Source organism: Pseudomonas sp. NY8896 (genome assembly GCF_039634505.1).
Map to the genome: position 1 here is coordinate 2,177,451 of NZ_CP132350.1, position 17,317 is coordinate 2,194,767.

Annotated in this window: 6 protein-coding genes; 3 read left to right on the forward strand and 3 right to left on the reverse strand. The window is 61.9% G+C overall.

Annotated features, from left to right (window positions below):
• The first annotated feature begins 5 nt into the window (after nucleotides 1-5).
• Nucleotides 6-11,834, forward strand: a complete 11,829-nt coding sequence (locus Q9451_RS09750; protein ID WP_012273656.1) for a non-ribosomal peptide synthetase — start codon at nucleotides 6-8, stop codon at nucleotides 11,832-11,834.
• Nucleotides 11,835-12,072: 238 nt separating this feature from the next.
• Here Q9451_RS09750 and Q9451_RS09755 read toward each other — a convergent pair whose 3' ends face one another.
• A complete protein-coding gene (locus Q9451_RS09755) occupies nucleotides 12,073-14,532 on the reverse strand; it encodes a TonB-dependent siderophore receptor (RefSeq protein ID WP_345960910.1) in 2,460 nt (819 codons plus the stop codon).
• A gap of 127 nt (nucleotides 14,533-14,659) precedes the next feature.
• On the reverse strand, nucleotides 14,660-15,520 hold the full coding sequence (locus tag Q9451_RS09760) for a formylglycine-generating enzyme family protein (RefSeq protein WP_012273654.1): 861 nt from the start codon (nucleotides 15,518-15,520) through the stop codon (nucleotides 14,660-14,662).
• A 165-nt stretch (nucleotides 15,521-15,685) separates the two neighbouring features.
• On the opposite strand from Q9451_RS09760, the gene Q9451_RS09765 reads away from it, so the two are divergent.
• Nucleotides 15,686-15,847: a hypothetical protein gene (locus Q9451_RS09765; protein WP_171577262.1), complete on the forward strand. Its 162-nt coding sequence runs from the start codon at nucleotides 15,686-15,688 to the stop codon at nucleotides 15,845-15,847.
• A 115-nt stretch (nucleotides 15,848-15,962) separates the two neighbouring features.
• A complete protein-coding gene (locus Q9451_RS09770; protein WP_012273653.1) occupies nucleotides 15,963-16,844 on the forward strand; it encodes a DMT family transporter in 882 nt (293 codons plus the stop codon).
• Nucleotides 16,845-16,847: 3 nt separating this feature from the next.
• Here Q9451_RS09770 and Q9451_RS09775 read toward each other — a convergent pair whose 3' ends face one another.
• Complete coding sequence (locus Q9451_RS09775; protein WP_012273652.1) at nucleotides 16,848-17,306, reverse strand: DUF4265 domain-containing protein; 459 nt, start codon at nucleotides 17,304-17,306, stop codon at nucleotides 16,848-16,850.
• Nucleotides 17,307-17,317: the final 11 nt, after the last annotated feature.

The following is a 17,317-nucleotide window of genomic DNA, read 5'->3' on the forward strand; positions in this document are numbered from 1 at the left end:
TTACTGTGCAAGAGCTGCTTGAGTCTGTAAAGCTACTGTCCACCAAAGAGCGCCAGGCCCTGGCAGCCTTGCTCAAGCAGCAGGGGGTGAACCTTTATGGCGTCACCCCGATCTTCAAGCGTGAGCCTGAAGCCTCCCTACCGCTGTCGTATGCCCAGCAGCGGCAGTGGTTTCTGTGGCAACTTGACCCTGGTGCACCGACGTACAACGTCCCGGCTGCGCTGCGTCTGCGCGGCCGCTTGGATGCCGAGGCTTTGCAGCGCAGTTTCCAAGCCTTGATCGCCCGCCACGAGACCCTGCGTACACTCTTCAGGGAAGAGGCGCAGGGTACCGTCCAGGTCATTCACCCCGAAATCACCTTGGTGCTCGACATCCTGATGCTGCAGAGCGCCGCTGAGCGTGACGTGCTGGAGCAGGTGCAGGCCGAGGCGCGTCGCCCATTCGACCTGCAGCAGGGGCCGCTGCTACGGGTCAAGTTGCTGCGCCTTGCGCAGGACGAGCATGTGCTGGTGGTGACAATGCATCACATCGTCTCCGATGGCTGGTCGATGCCACTGATGATCGACGAGCTGATGCAGCTGTATGCGGGATACAGCCAAGGTGAAGACGTGCAGCTGCCAACGTTGCCAGTGCAATATGCCGACTATGCGATCTGGCAGCGTCAGTGGATGGAGGCGGGTGAGCAAGAGCGCCAACTGGCGTACTGGAAGGCGCAGCTTGGCGATGACCAGCCGGTGCTTGAGTTGCCGACCGACCGCCCACGTGCTGCCGCCAATAGCCACCGTGGCGCCCGGCACGAGGTTCGGCTGCCGGACGCGTTGGTGCATTCACTCAAGCAGCTTGCCCAACAGCAGGGTGCGACCTTGTTCATGCTGCTGCTGGCCAGCTTCCAGACATTGTTGCACCGCTATAGCGGGCAGCCGGACATTCGCGTCGGGGTGCCGGTTGCCAACCGTAATCGGGTAGAAACCGAGCGGCTGATCGGCTTTTTCGTCAACACCCAAGTGTTGCGCGCTGAGTTCGATCTGCAGATGACCTTCAGCGAGTTGCTGGAGCAGGTCAAGCAGCGAGCGTTGGGGGCGCAAAGCCATCAGGACTTGCCCTTCGAGCAACTGGTCGAGGTTTTGCAACCAGAGCGTAGCCTGAGCCACAGCCCGCTGTTCCAGGTGATGTACAACCACCAGATGCAGGCCAAGGGCAAGCAACGCAGCGTGCAAGGGTTGCACGTGGAGGGGCTGAGCTGGGATCACGACACGGCCAAGTTCGACCTGACCCTGGATACCTTCGAATACGAACACAGCCTTGGTGCCGCGTTGAGCTACGCGGTCGACCTGTTCGATGCTGCCACCATCGAGCAGATGGCACGGCACTGGGTGAACCTGCTGGAGGCCATCGTTCGCCAGCCTGGGCAGCGGATCGTCGAGCTGCCGTTGATCGGCCAGCAGGAGCAGCAGCAGATCGAGCGCGCCTGGAACCCGGCGCTGGCCCACTACCCGGCAGAGCGGCCACTTCACCAACTGATCGAAGCCCAGGTCGAGGCCGCCCCAGATGCCGTGGCGCTGGTGTTCGGTGAGCGTTCCCTGAGTTACGCCGAGCTCAACCGCCGCGCCAATCAACTGGCACACAAACTACTGGAACTGGGCGCCGGGCCGGATGTGCTGGTTGGCCTGGCTGTGGAGCGCAGCCTGGAAATGGTCATCGGCCTGCTGGGCATACTCAAGGCTGGCGCTGCCTATGTGCCGTTGGACCCAGAGTATCCACAGGACCGTCTCAGCTACATGTTCCAGGACAGCGGCATTCATCTGTTGCTGACCCAGCAGCATTTGCGTGATGCGCTGCCAGTACCGGCAGGGGTGAAAACCCTTGTGCTGGATGGCCACGCCGGCCTCGCGGGCTACAGCGACGCCAACCCCGTGTGCCGAGTGACCCCGGACAACCTGGCCTATGTGATCTATACCTCCGGCTCAACCGGCAAGCCCAAAGGCACGCTGTTGCCACACCGCAATGTGGTACGCCTGTTTGCGGCCACCCAGCACTGGTTCAACTTCGATGCCAGCGATGTGTGGACGGTGTTCCATTCCTACGCCTTCGACTTCTCGGTGTGGGAGTTGTACGGCGCGTTGCTGTATGGCGGTAAGGCAATCATCGTACCCAAGGATGTGGCGCGCTCCAGTGAAGACTTCCACGCATTGCTGGTTCGCGAGCAGGTCACCGTACTCAACCAGACACCTTCTGCGTTCAAGCCGCTGATCCCGGTGGCCTGCGAGGCGATGAAAGCGGGGCAGGGCCTGGCCCTGCGGCACGTGGTGTTCGGTGGCGAAGCCCTGGAAGTGAGCAGCCTGAAGCCTTGGTTCGAGGTATTCGGCGACCGTCGGCCGCGCATGATCAACATGTATGGCATCACCGAAACCACCGTGCACGTGACGTATCGGCCGGTCACTTTCGAAGACTTGCACAAAGGTGCCAGCAGCCCGATTGGCGAGGTGATTCCCGACCTGTCGTGGTACTTGCTCGATGCAGCATTGAACCCGATTCTGCCGGGTTGCACGGGGGAAATGTTGATTGGCCAGGCGGGCCTGGCGCGTGGCTATCATGGCCGCCCCGGGCTGACAGCCGAGCGCTTCGTACCGAACCCGTTCGATGGCAATGGCGGGCGCCTGTACCGCTCGGGCGACCTGGCGCGTTACCGCAGCGATGGCGTCATCGAGTACATCGGGCGAATCGATCATCAAGTGAAGATTCGCGGTTTCCGTATCGAGCTGGGCGAGATCGAAGCACGCCTGATCGAACAACCAGCGGTACGGCAAGTGGCGGTGCTGGCGGTGGATGGCGCCAGTGGCAAGCAACTGGTGGGTTACGTGGTGCCAGTTGAGTCTGAGGTGCTGCAGGACACCGAGCAGCAGGCCAGGCTACGTGACAGCCTGCGAAGCGAACTGAAGGCAAGCCTGCCCGAGCATATGGTGCCCGCGCATTTGCTGTTCCTGGAGCAGCTGCCGCTGACCGGCAACGGCAAGCTCGACCGCAAGGCCTTGCCTGCGCCTGATGCGAGCTTGTTGCAGGGCGAGTACGTGGCACCGCAAACCGAGCTGGAACGAGAGATCGCGGCCATCTGGGCCGACGTGCTCAAGCTGGAAAGAGTCGGCCTTGCCGACAACTTCTTCGAGCTGGGCGGCGATTCGATCATGTCGCTGCAGGTGGTCAGCCGTGCTCGCCAGGTGGACATACAGTTCACGCCCAAAGACCTGTTCCAGCACCAGACCGTGCAAGGTTTGGCTGCGGTTGCTCGGCGTGAGGTGAGTACGTTGATCGACCAGGGACGGGTAGTGGGGAGCATGCCGCTGACGCCGATCCAGCACTGGTTCTTCGAGTCAGATATCGTCGAGCGCCACCACTGGAACCAATCGGTGATGCTGCAAACCAGCGAGGTGTTGGACGAACATCACCTACAAGCGGCCGTGCAGGCGTTGGTGGCGCACCATGATGCCTTGCGCTTGCAGTTTACCCAGGCGCATGGCCGCTGGCAGGCCGAGTTCGGCGATGCAGAGCACGCCCTGTTATGGCATCGTACGGTGGTAGATTCCGAGGCGTTGACGCAGCTGGCTGACGAGGCGCAACGCAGCTTGAGTCTGACGCATGGGCCGCTGCTGCGCGCCGTTCTGGCCGATTTGCCAGACGGCGGCCAGCGCTTGCTGCTGGTCATCCATCATCTGGTGGTGGACGGTGTGTCGTGGCGTGTGCTGCTGGAAGATCTGCAGCAGGCTTATGAGGCGCTGCGCGATGAGCAGCCGTTGAAACTGCAGCCCAAGACCACCTCGTTCAAGGCCTGGGCCGAGCAGCTGCAGGACTATGCAGCCAGCGCGCAGCTGCAAGCGGAACTGGGGTATTGGCAGGCGCAACTGCAAGGCGCCAGTGATGCCTTGCCGTGCGACCGCCCGCAAGGCAGCAACCTCGAACGCCATGCCGCCTCGGTCAGCACCCAGCTGGACCGCGAACTGACCCGACAACTGCTGCAGGAAGCGCCGGCCGCCTACCGAACGCAGATCAATGACTTGTTGCTGACAGCCCTGGCGCGAGTGATCAGCCGCTGGACCGGTCGTGCCGAGGTACTGGTACGCCTGGAAGGCCATGGCCGTGAAGACCTGTTCGAGGGCGGCGACCTGAGCCGCAGTGTGGGCTGGTTCACCAGCATGTACCCGGTCAGGCTCAGCCCACAGGCCGGGCTGGTCAACTCGCTCAAGACCATCAAGGAGCAGTTGCGCGCGGTACCCAACAAAGGCCTTGGCCATGGCCTGCTGCGCTACTTGGGTAGCCCTGAAGCGCAAGCGACCCTGGCGGCATTGCCACGGGGTGAGGTCGTGTTCAACTACCTCGGCCAGTTCGACGCCAGCTTCGACCAGCAGGCAGGGTTGTTCGTGCCGGCCAAGGAGTACGGCGGTGCCACCCAAGATGAAAGTGCCCCGTTGGGCAGCCTCTTGGCACTGAACGGGCAGGTGTACGGTGGGGAGCTGAAACTGGGTTGGCGCTTCAGCCGGGACATTTTCGATACAGCCACCATCCAGCACCTGGCCGACGATTATGCGCAAGAGCTGGCGCTACTGATCGATCATTGCCGCCAACCGCAGCACCGTGGCGTGACGCCTTCGGACTTCCCGTTGGCTGACCTTACCCAGGCGCAACTGGACAACCTGCCGATAGAGGCCGAACAGATAGCCGATGTGTACCCGCTGTCGCCGATGCAGCAGGGCATGTTGTTCCATACGCTTTACGAACAGCAGTCCGGCGACTACATCAACCAGTTGCGCGTGGATGTTCAGGGGCTGGACGTGGAACGCTTCCGCCAGGCCTGGCAGGCGGCGGTGGATAAGCACGCGATCCTGCGCAGTGGCTTTATCTGGCAGGGAGAGCTCGACCAGGCTGTGCAAGTGGTACACAAGCAGGTCGTGCAGGCCTTGGCCGAGCACGATTGGCGTGGTCAGCCAGCGTCGGAGCAGCTGCAACGTCTGGCCGAGAGCGACCGACAAACCGGCTTCGCGCTGGACCAGGTTCCGTTGCAGCGGCTGACCCTGGTGCGCACGGCAGATGACAGCCACCACCTGATCTATACCAACCATCACATCCTGATGGATGGCTGGAGCACTTCGCGCCTGCTGGGCGAGGTGTTGCAGCATTACGCCGGGCAGCAAGCAACGGCGCCGGCCGCACCTTATCGTGACTATATCGCCTGGCTCCAACGCCAGGACGCGGCAGCAGCCGAAGCGTTCTGGAAGGACCAACTGGCACCGCTGGAGGAGTCGACCCGGCTGGCTCAGGTAGTACGCCGAAGCACTGCGCCGCAGTCAGGCCAGGGTGAGCACTATCAGTTGTTCGACCACTCGACGACCCAGCGCATCGAAAATTTTGCACGTGCCAACCGGGTCACCGTCAATACCTTGGTGCAATCAGCCTGGTTGCTGCTGCTGCAACGCTATACCGGTCAATCTGCCGTTTGCTTTGGCGCCACTGTGGCTGGGCGTCCGGCGGATCTGCCAGGGGTGGAAGAACACATCGGCCTGTTCATCAATACCCTCCCAGTCGTCGGTGCGCCGCGCAGCGAACAGACCGTTGCCGAATGGGTTGCCCAGGTGCAAGCCTGCAACCTGGCCTTGCGTGACTTCGAGCATACCCCGTTGAATGAGGTACAACGCTGGGCCGGCTTGGGTGGCGAAGCGCTGTTCGACAGCTTGCTGGTGTTCGAGAACTACCCGGTTTCCCAGGCCTTGCAGGAAGGTGCACCCGATGGCTTGCGCTTTGGTCCGGTGGCCAACCTGGAGCAGACCAACTACCCGCTGACCCTGGCGGCCACCTTAAGTGACACCTTGGCCATTCAGTACAGTCACAACCGCGGCAGTTGGGACGACGAGGCTATCCAGCGTCTGGCCGAGCACTTCGGCAACCTGCTGCGGGCGCTGGTAAATGATGCCTCGGTGGCGATCGGCGAGCTGCCGATGCTGGGAGATGCAGAGCGCCAACTTTTGCTGCATGACTGGAACCAAAGCGAGGCAGTTAGCCCGTCGGGCCTGTGCGCTCACCAGTTGTTCCAGTTGCAGGCCCGAGAGCGCCCCGGTGCGACAGCGCTGGTGTTCGGCGAGCAACAGCTGACTTACCGAGAGTTGGACCTGCGCACCAATCGTCTGGCGCATCTGCTGACTGCGCACGGTGTTACCGCCAACAGCCTGGTTGGGGTTGCCGCCGAGCGTGGGTTGGCGCTGGCCGTGGCCTTGATTGCCATCCACAAAGCCGGGGCGGCATACGTCCCGCTGGATCCGGATTACCCGCAGGACCGCCTGACCTACCTGATCGAGGACAGTGGCATCGGCCTGCTGCTGGGTGACGCCGAGGCGATGGCGCGCATGCCGGTCCCTGCTGAGTTGCCATGTATCGAGCTACAGTCAGGTGAGGACTGGCTGCAAGACTGCAGTGAGCAGCCGCTGTTATGTGAGGTCTCGCTCGACAGCCTGGCCTATGTCATCTACACCTCCGGCTCCACGGGCATGCCGAAAGGGGTGGCCATTGCTCACCAGGCACTGTCAGTCTTCTGTGAAGTTGCCAGTGGTTATTCGCGACTGACGCCGGATGACCGGGTGCTACAGTTCGCCACGTTCAGTTTTGACGGGTTCATCGAGCAGTTCTTCCCGCCATTGTCACGGGGCGCCTGCGTGGTGATGCGCGATCAGCAGCTGTGGGACACAGACACATTCAGCACGCAGGTCATCCGCCACGGCATTACGGTGGCTGACTTGCCGGCAGCCTACTGGCGCTTGTTGGCGCTGGACCGTCGCGCTGCAGTTGCCTATGGCCAGCTGAAGCAGATTCATGTGGGGGGTGAGGCGGTGGCCCTGGACGGGTTGCAGGCCTGGCTGGAGGATGGGCCGGCGCAGGTGCGTCTGCTCAACACCTACGGCCCTACCGAGGCCACCGTGGTGGCGACCACGTACGATTGCTCACGGCTTGCGCAGGTGCCTGCGGCACATAGCGGTGTACCGATTGGCCGCGCGTTGGCCGGGCGTACCCTGCGTGCCTTGGACGACGGCCTGTTGCCTACACCGATTGGCGTGCCGGGTGAGTTGTACATCGGTGGTGACGGCTGCCTGGCACGCTGTTATCACCAGCGCCCGTCGTTGACGGCGGAGCGCTTCATCCCTGACCCGCTGGCCGAAACAGCGGGGGCTCGCTTGTACCGCACCGGCGATTTGGGTTACTTCGATGAGCAGGGTGAACTTGCCTACCGTGGCCGGGCCGACCATCAGGTGAAAGTTCGCGGTTTCCGCATCGAGCTGGGGGAAATCGAGCAGCACTTGCAGGCGCACCCACAGGTTCGCCAGGCTGCAGTGATCGTTGTCGACCACGCCGGCGTCAAGCAGCTGTGCGGCTATGTGGTCGCGGTTGACCAGGGCGCGGATCAGGCGGAGCTGCGGGCAACGCTGAAGCAGTCTCTGAAGGCCGGCTTGCCGGATTACATGGTGCCGAGCTACCTGATGCTGCTCGAGCACATGCCCATGACGCCAAGTGGCAAGCTCGACCGCAAACGCCTCCCGGATATCGATCAGACGCAGTCGCAGGGCGAGCATGTGGCTCCGCGCAACGCGCTCGAGCGGCAGTTGGCGGATATCTGGGGTGCCGTATTGAAAGTGGCGCAAGTCGGGGTAACGGACAACTTCTTCGAGCTCGGTGGTGACTCGATCATTTCGATACAAGTGGTGAGTCGCGCGCGCCAGGCGGGTATCCGCTTCACACCCAAGCAATTGTTCCAGTATCAGACCGTTGAGCAATTGGCCGCTGTAGCCGAGGTGGGTGAGCAGGTTGCCGATGACCCGGTGACAAGTAGCCAACAACCTTCGCTGGCCGGCCTGACCCAGACGCAGTTGCAGCACTTGCCGGTGCCGGTGGCGCAGGTTGACGCTATCTACCCTCTGTCGCCGATGCAGCAAGGCATGTTGTTCTACAGCGACCAGGGAGGGGACGCTGCGCTCTATCTCAACCAGACATCGGTTGCGGTCGACGGCCTGGATATCGAACGCTTCACCCAGGCATGGAAGCAGGTGGTGGCGCGTCATGACATTCTGCGCACCAGCTTCTGGTCAGACGCGCAACTGGCACAGCCACTGCAAATCGTCCATCGCCATGTCGAGCTGCCGATCCGTGTGCTGGACTGGCGTGCGCGTGATGACCAGGCCGACGCTTTGCAGGCACTGGTCGATGCTGATGCCGAGCAGGCCTTCGACCTGTCGCAGGCACCGTTGATGCGGGTAACGCTGGTGCGCCTGGATGAACAGCGCATGCAACTGATCTGGACCCGCCATCACATCCTGATGGATGGCTGGAGCAACTCGCGGCTGTTGGGTGAAGTGTTCCAGGCTTATCACGGGCAAGCGCTGGATACCCAGGTACCGCGCTTCGGAGACTATATCCGCTGGCTCGAGGCGCAGCCCCAGGATGAGCTGGAGGCGTTCTGGACGCGCAAGCTTGGCAGCCTTGAAAGCTCGACCCTGCTGGAGCAGACGTTGCTGCCACGACCGGATGCCAACTTGCCTGGGCATGCCGCGCTGTACCTGCATTGGGATGCCAGGCGAACCGAGCGCCTGCGCGCCCAGGCTCAACGCTTGCGGGTAACGCCCAATACGCTGGTACAGGCTGCCTGGTTGCTGCTGCTGCAGCGCTATAGCGGGCAGCAGGCTGTCTGTTTTGGCGCCACCGTGGCTGGCCGGCCGGCGAATTTGCCGGGGGTGGACAACATGCTCGGTTTGTTCATCAACACACTGCCTGTCGTCCAGGCGCCTGCTGCACATTGGCGTGTCAACGACTGGTTGCAGCAACTGCAAGCCTACAACCTTGAGCTGCGTGACCATGAACATGCCACGCTGTCGAATGTTCAGCGCTGGGCGGGGCGCCCGGGGCAACCGTTGTTCGATAGCATTATCGTGTTCGAGAACTACCCGCTGGACGAACGCCTGAACGACAGTGGCGACAGTGCGTTGCAGTTTGGTGCAGTGAGCGAGCGCGGCGTCACCAACTATGCGATGGACCTGGCCGTGCACTTGAGCGAGACACTTTCGGTAGAGTTCATGTACCTGCGTGGCAGCTTCAGCGAGGCCGCAGTGGCTGTTATCCGCGGCAGCTTCGAGCGGCTGCTCGAGGGCATGCTGGATAACCCGGATGCCACGCTGGGCAGCCTCGACATGCTGACACTGGAGCAGAGCCAGCAGACCCGTCAGCGCAACACGCTGGCGGCAGCTACGACGCATGTTGCGCATCTGGCCCGGAGCATTGCCGAGCACGCTCGGTTGCGGCCTGACGCCCTGGCCGTCGTATGTGGTGATCAGCAGTTGAGCTATGCGCAACTCGACCAGCGCGCCAACCGCCTGGCGCACCATCTGATCGCCTTGGGCACCAAGCCGGAGAGTACGGTCGGTATTGCCCTGGAGCGTTCGGTCGAGGTGATCGTTGCCTTCCTTGCCGTGATGAAGACCGGTGCTGCCTATGTACCGCTGGACATTGATTATCCGCAGGACCGTTTGCAATGGATTGTCGAAGACTCGGCCATGCACCTGCTGCTGACCAACAGTGCCTTGAGCCAGCGTTTCGACACGGTTGGGCGAATCGTAGAGCTTGACCGCCTGGCGCTGGCGGGCCTGCCCGACGGTGTGCCACGCGCGCGGGTGGAAGATGACAACCTGGCGTACCTGATCTACACCTCGGGTTCGACTGGCAAGCCCAAGGGGGTGGCCGTCAGCCATGGGCAGATCCGCATGCACTGCCAAGCCATTGCCGAACTTTATGAGATGGACGAAAGCACCCGTGAGCTGCTGTTCATGTCATTCGCTTTCGACGGCGCGCAAGAGCGCTGGCTGTCGACGCTGTCGTCGGGTGGCTGCCTGGTGATCCGTGGCAATCGCCTGTGGACGGCAGAGGAAACCTGGCAGGTGCTGCATGAGCAACGCATCGATATCGCCTGCTTCCCTCCGGCGTATCTGCAGCAGTTGGCCGAGTTCGGCGAGAGCCAGCAACAGGTTGCACCGCCAGTGCGTATCTACTGCTTTGGTGGCGATGCGGTGCCCGATGCGTTGTTCGAGCTGGTCAAGCGCACGCTAAGGCCACAGTACCTGACCAACGGGTACGGGCCTACCGAGACGGTGGTGACACCCCTGCTGTGGAAGGTATCGGCCGATCAGTCCTGTCAGGCGGTGTATGCGCCGATTGGCGATCGTGTGGGCCTGCGGACCTTGCAGGTACTCGACCAGGACCTCAACCCGTTGCCTGATGGCGTGGCGGGTGAGCTCTATATCGGCGGTGAAGGGCTGGCGCGGGGGTATCACCAGCGTGCAGCGCTTACCGCCGAGCGTTTTGTCGCGGACCCGTTCGCGGAAGGCGCGCGTCTTTATCGCACTGGTGACCGCGTACGCCGCCGTGCCGATGGCACCTTGGACTTCATCGGCAGGCTGGACAACCAGTTGAAAATCCGCGGGTTCCGTATCGAGCCGGGCGAGATCGAGGCGCGCTTGCGCAACTTGGCCGATGTCCGTGATGCGGTTGTGGTGGCGCGTGAAGGCGCCACCGGCAAGCAGCTGGTGGGTTATGTGGTCAGTGGCAGCGAGAATACGAACCCGGCACAACTGCGTGAAGCCCTGCGTACCGAGCTGCCGGACTACATGGTCCCGGCGCAACTGGTGGTGCTGGAGGCGATGCCGTTGACGCCCAATGGCAAGGTCGACCGCAAGGCGCTGCCGGCGCCTGATTTTGCCGCGCATCGGCAGCACCGGGCACCGCGCAATGAAGCCGAGTTGGCCTTGGCGCACATCTGGCAAGACGTGCTGGGTGTTGAGTCGATTGGAGTCGACGACAACTTCTTCGAGCTGGGGGGGGATTCGCTTCGGGTGCTGAAAATGCTCTCCAAAGTGCGTGCGCACAGCGATTTGGCGCTGGATCTGAAGTTGCGTGACGTGATGGCCAAACCGACCATTGGTGAGCTGTCAGGTTATTCGGCGGATGAAGCCTGCCTGGATCCTGTGTTGTTGCTCAACACCCGCGTGGCCCATGCCACACCGTTGTTCTGCCTGCATGCAGGTTTCGGCACGGTATTCGATTATGAGCCGCTGGCGCGTCGCCTGGAGGGGCATTGCAGTGTTTATGGCGTGCAGTGCCGAATGCTGCTCGACCGCACGTGGCAAGATGAATCGTTGCAGGCGATGGCCATCGACTATGCCCAATACATCCGCCAGAAGCAGCCGGCAGGCCCATACCGCTTGGCAGGCTGGTCGTTGGGGGGAACCCTGGCGGTGCTGGTAACCAAGGAGCTGGAGCGTCAGGGCCAGACGGTAGCATTGCTCGGCCTGGTGGACAGCTTCGTGCCCTGTGCATTGCATACCGAGGTGGCCGAGGACTGGACGGAGGATTTGCAGGGCTTCCTCAGTGTATTGCTGGGTGTGCCAAAAGACCGCCTGGCAGTACCTGAGCTGGCCGTGGGGACGGACGTTTCGACGTTGCAGGGTGCCATCGAGGCCGTTCGTGCTGCGCAGACCGAGCCATCGCTTTATGCCGATATCGACAGTTCGGAGCTGGCCCATACCTTTGCGGTGGCGATGCGTCTGAAAGCTTTGTCATTGAACCTGACCAGCCTGCCTCCCACCCAAGCCTTGGCGACATGCTGGTGGGCGGGCCGCAATGGCGACGCGGCCTGGACTTTCGCAACGAAGGCAAGCCATGCAGTGGAGGCAGGGCACTACGACATTCTCAGGCAGCGTGAAGTTATCGACGGTCTGGCCATGCACTGGTTGAAAGAGGGCTCCATGGTCGAGTAACGGTCACTGTCAGGTTTACAGGGCACCATCACCTCTCGCCCCACGCCGACAGCACACAGGCTGTCGGCGTGGGGCGATGTCGTTTGCTCAGCGCGTAGACGTGACCTTGCTGTCCTGGGTAAACATGCGCAAGGGCAGCGCTTTAGGTGTGCGGCGGGAAGTTGAACGCAGTGACGGGGAGGTGACGCGGGGAGTGTGTGGCCAGACCCAGGACTTGCGTGGGTCTGGCCAGCGCGGCTCAGAAGTCGTAGCGCAGTGACACCGTAGCGTTGCGTGGTGCACCGTAGTGGCCATAACTGCCGGCCATGCCTGCATAGTACTTCTTGTCGAATACGTTGTTGACGTTAAGCGTGGCCGCCAGGTTCTGGTTGATGCGGTAGCGAGCCATCAGGCTGGTGACGAAGTAGTCATCCTGGGTGACGTGGCTGTTATAGCGCGCATATTGCAGTGTGGATTTGGAGTTCCAGTTCACGCCCCCACCCACAGTCAGCTTGTCCCATTCGCCTGGCAGGCGGTAGGTGTTCCAGAGGCGGAAGGTGTCCATTGGCAGTTGGGTGGTCAGCCTGTTGCCGTCAGCATCCTCGGTGCGGGAGTGGCTGTAGCCGGTGAAAACGTTCCAGCCAGGTAGCACTTCGCCCGAGAGCTCCAGATCCACGCCTTTGGTTTGCGCACCATCCACTGCTTTGTAGGCATTACCGCCGTTGGGTGCAGGTTCGGTGGTCTCTTCGGCGAAGTTATCCCTTTGTACCAGGTAGATGGCAACGTTGGCGTTCAAGCGGCCATCCAGGAATTCGCCTTTCCAGCCCATTTCGTAGTTCTTGCCGACTTCCGGGTCAAGTGGTTTGCCGCTGGCGTCGATATTGCTTTGTGGCTTGAAGATGTCGGTGTAGCTGACGTACACCGATTGCTCATGGGTCAGGTCATAGACCAACCCCGCATACGGCGTCACTACACCATGCTCTTTCATGTTGTAGGTGGGCGGCGCATCGGGGCTGTCGATGATGCCAAGGCTGTAGTCGAAGCGGTAGTCGGAAGCTCGCGCGCCCAGAATCAGATGCAGGTCATCGGTGAAGTTGAACCGCCCGGCTAGGTAGTAGCCGCTTTGGCGGTTGAAAATGTCATATTTGATGCTTGGCGAAAGCTCGTCTTTACCGGGTTTTGGGGTCACGTTTTCCCACGTGAAGTAGTTGATATCCTGATCAGGCCCGGCGTATTCGCGATGTTTGTTCTCGTACTCAAGATAGTTGTAGCCAAAAATGAGTTCGTGACTTTGGCCAAACAGTTGAAACGGCCCTTGCAGGGAGGCGTCAACACCTTTTTGGTATTGATCCGCCGAGGCCACGCCAGCACTGATGGTTGTTGAGCCATCCGGTTCCAGGTATGACCTGTTGGTTCTTGTCGAAACGTAGGAAGAGAACGTATTGCGATCAACGTCCATGTACAGGGTCGAGACTTTCAACTGCCAGTCGTTGGCCAGTTGCTGTTCGAGCGTCATGGTGTAGTTGGTGGTTTCGTAGTCGTCATAACCCCAGCGAGCGTCGGAACTTTTCGAACGAGAAAAGTGGGTGGGCTGGCCGTTGGTGAAAATGAGTGGAACACCCGAGGCACCGTTGACCTTGTAAGTTTGCCGGTCAATGCCGAAGCGAACCAGGGTGGTGTCGGTCAGGTCGGCCTCCAGGGCACCGTACAGGATGCTGCGGTCCTGGGTGTACCAGTCCATGAACGTGTGGTTGTTTTGCTGCGCAGCGACAAAACGCCCGCGCACGTTGCCTTCCTTGGTCAGGGGACCAGAAACGTCAGCCTCGGCACGGTAGTAGTCCCAGGAGCCGATATCGCCCTGGATGTAGGACTTGAACTCGCGCGTCGGGCGCTTGCGGATCAGGTTGACCACCGCACTGGGGTCACCGGCACCCGTCATCAGGCCCGTTGCACCACGGACGATCTCCACTCGGTCATAAAGGGCCATGTCCAGCAAGGTGCTGGGCATGTTGCGAGTCTGGTTGTCCTGAAACGTGGTAACACCATCGAACTGGTACGTGTTGATGGCACTGCCACGAGAATAGATGTTGAAGCGCTCACCACCATCCTGGGACATGGTGATGCCAGGTGTCTGCTTCAGCACATCGGTCATGCTGCTCAGGTGCTGGTCATCCATTCGCTGGCGGGTCACCACAGTGATGGTCTGTGGCGTCTCGCGGATCGACAGGTTCATTTTGGTGGCTGTATTGGTCACACCCGTGGTGTAGGAACCAGTGCCTTCGGTAGTGGCGCCAAGGCCAGTGCTATTGACGTTGGTCGCCGAAAGCTCGACCTGACCGTCCTTTCCCGCCGAACTCGCCGTCACGGTCACGGTATTGCCATCGATCTGATAACGCAGCCCGGTCCCCTGCAGCAGGGTGCGCAGCGAGGACTGCAGGTCATGCCGGCCCTTGAGCGCCGTGGAACGCAGCCCGCTGATGTCCTCCGGGCTATACAGCAATTGCATATCGGTCTGCTTGGCCAGTGCCTGCAACGCCGAATTCATCGACTGTGCCGGAATATCCAGGGTCCACTCCTGTGCCTGCACCTGGGCAACCAGCGCCGTGGACAGCGCCAGGCCCAGACCGACGCGAGACAACGCGTGCCGGGGGCGAAGGGAGTGACGGATCAGTAACGCTTTGGCAAGCGGGTTGAGCGGGCCGGGCAAGGACTTGGACATCTATTGCGGTCTCGTTGGCAGAGGGGTTTTTTTCTATGTCTGGTATGTGACGCAGCAACCGTGAAAAACCGGAACGATTCTTATTGACTGTATTTTTCACCACTGCTGCGTTAACCGCGTCACAACTTCACAATTCGCGTGCTACACGAAAACCGAGGAAGTCGCCGCGGGTGGTCTTGAGGCGGTCGTTGCGGTTGGCTGAGCGCGAGAAGATCGGCGGCTCGCCCCAGTCGTTGCCACGCATGTGCGCGCGGATGCACGTGGGGTCCTGGATCCAGGCACTGCCGTCGCTTGGGGCGCCTTCGTAGCTTTCGTGGTAGCAGTCGGCAACCCACTCGTAGACGTTGCCGTGCATGTCGTACATGCCGAAGGCATTGGCCGGGTAGCTGCCCACCGGCGCGGTGTAGGTGTAGCCGTCGCGGGGGCCGTAGGTGTTGGCGTGCTTGCTGATCTCATACTTGCCCGGCTCGTCGAAGGGGAAGGGGAACGGCCCGGTGGAACCACCGCGGGCGGCGTATTCGCGCTCGGCCTCGCTGACCATGCGGTAGGGTTTGCCGGTGGTCTTGGCCAGCCACTGGGCGTAGGCCTGCACTTCGTCGTAGTCGACGCACACCGCCGGCTGGCGGGGGCCTTGCTTGTAGGTCGGCTTGCTGGCCTCGCACCAGCGGCCGGGGCGGTCGTCACCGCTTTTGATGACGGTGCCGGTGGCCTTGATATAGGCATCCAGTTCGCCGGCGGTAACCTGGTAGCGGCTCATGGCGAACGGCTTGGCGAAGGTCACGGTGTGCAATGGGCCTTCGTCGGGCTGGCGGCCGACTTCGTCGTCGGGCGCGCCCATCACGTAGCTGCCGGCGGGCAGCACGACCATTTCCGGGCAGTCCTTGCAGTCTTTGAACACGTCGCCGGGCTTGGCGGCGTGGGCGTAGGCGCTGACCAGCAGCAGGCAGGTGATCTGGGCTGGCCGGTAGAGCCAGGTGGATACGTTCATTGGTGATCCTCGAAACGGGTGAATGCGTGCTGCGTTTCGCATTCAGACGAGCCGGGGCGGTGGAAAATTAACCAGCACTGGCGCCGCACCTATACCGACGAGGTTGTCAGCCGTGAGTCGCCGGGCTATAGTCCAACCCATTGTTCTCTTCCCGAAGACCTGTTCATGCCAGCCAGCCCTTCCACCCCATGCTTTGCCATCGCGCCCGTCGCGGGCATGGTCGTGCGTGGTAGCCAGCAGCCGGTCATGATCAGTCATTACCCACCACCTGTCAGTGGCGTTGTAGGCGGCGTAGCTCCGCCTCCTTGCGTGGTCGTGCTGGGCTGATCGGCTTCTGGCCGCTCCCTTTCGCACACGCAACCTACTGAACACGGTCGGCTACTTCCCTCGCTGAAGCGCACGCCGTCCGTTTGGCTTATCTGCCTATATCAGGTGGCAATACATGTCTGTCTTTAACAAAGCATCCGTGGCCTCGGCGGCCACTACCAGCCTGTTCGTCCTGCTGTGGAGCAGCGGGGCGATCGTCTCCAAGCTGGGCCTGGCGCATGCCAGCCCGTTCGCCTTTCTGCTGTTGCGCTCGGCGCTGGCCCTGGCCGGCCTGTTGATGGTCAGCCCGCTGCTGGGGCTGCGCTGGCCGCGTACACGCGGGGGCATTCTGCGCGCCCTGGGTACTGGGTGTGTGCTGCTCGGCGCTTACCAGATCTTCTACTTGCTGGCGCTCAACACCCACGTCACCCCTGGCGTCATGGCCACGGTGATGGGGGTACAACCGATTCTCACCGTGGTGCTGATGGAGCGTCAGCGCTCCTGGAGCCGCCTGTTCGGCCTGGGGTTGGGGCTGGGCGGCTTGATCATGGTGGTCTACCAGGGCATCAACCTGGGCGGGGTGTCGCTGGCGGGGATGCTGTTCGCCCTGCTGGCGCTGGTCAGCATGACCTTTGGCTCGATCCTGCAGAAGCGCATTACCGACAACCCCATGGGCACGCTGCCGCTGCAATACCTGGCGGGCTTCGCCATGTGCGCGCTGTTCGCACCGCTGCAGCCACTGCAGGTGGCGTGGACCGGCGGTTTTGTCGGTGCGCTGCTGTGGATGGGGCTGGTGGTTTCGCTGCTGGCGACCTTGCTGCTGTACCGCTTGATCGCCAAAGGCAACCTGGTCAACGTCACCAGCCTGTTCTACCTGGTGCCAGCGGTAACCGCGGTGATGGACTTCCTGATCTTCGGTAACCGCCTGGCACCGCTCAGCCTGCTGGGCATGGGGCTGATCGTGGTGGGCTTGCTGTTCGTGTTTCGCAAACCCGCCGCGCGCTTGGCAGAGGCGTAGGCCTTAGCGGAACTCTTCGGGGATGGCGTGGTGCAGTACGCCTTCCTCGAAGTCCAACAAGCCGGCCTCGCGCTGGGTGAGCAGGTAATAGAGCAGGGTGTCGAGCGAACGCTGCGGCGGGACCTCGACCGCCAGCATCTTCACTGCCTGCTCGGTTTCGCAGTTGCAGCCGAAGTCCTGCAAGGCGGCGCGCACCTGGTCGAGGGTTTCCGGTGGTTTGACGATCACCCGGAACACCGAGCTGCCGCTGCTGTGGCACAGCTCGGCGAACCAGGTCTCGCCTTGTTCTTCACGGGTAGCGATGACGTCACCCGGGGCGATGCCGTAGACATGGAAGGGAATGTTGTCGACGGCATAGCCACCTTCCACGGCCTTGGCCCACAGGCCCTCGACCGAGGCCGGTGGGTAGCCGTTTGCGTCCTGCTCCAGGCGGAACAGGACCTTCTTGTACGCGCTGCTCATCGTGTGCTCCG